Source organism: Klebsiella sp. K47 (assembly GCF_051858335.1).
Taxonomy (GTDB): domain Bacteria; phylum Pseudomonadota; class Gammaproteobacteria; order Enterobacterales; family Enterobacteriaceae; genus Klebsiella; species Klebsiella pneumoniae.
Genome location: NZ_JBPYUI010000269.1, coordinates 1 through 235 on the forward strand (window position 1 = coordinate 1; position 235 = coordinate 235).

Here is a 235-nt window from a genome sequence, read left to right on the forward strand (position 1 = left end):
CTGCGCGGCCAGCCGGACACCGGCAACTCCTTTAGCCGCCCGTTGGCGTAGCCGCTGACCAGCCAGCGCGGCAGCTCGGCCCAACCGAAGCCGTGGGTGGCCATTTCCAGCAGCAACAGGTAGTTGGGCGCCGACCAGCAGCGCCCGCCGCTGGACGGCAGGCCGTCGTTGATCGCCGCGCCGGTCTCGCTATAGGTGTTCAGGCGCAGCAGACGCCATTCGGAAAGGTCGCGCT

The 235-nt window shown here is 69.4% G+C and carries 1 protein-coding gene; it reads right to left on the reverse strand.

Going from position 1 to position 235, the window contains the following annotated elements; translation table 11 throughout:
* The coding region (locus tag RRF55_RS27990; RefSeq protein ID WP_439419297.1) for a LysR substrate-binding domain-containing protein at window positions 1-235 on the reverse strand (235 nt) is incomplete at both ends.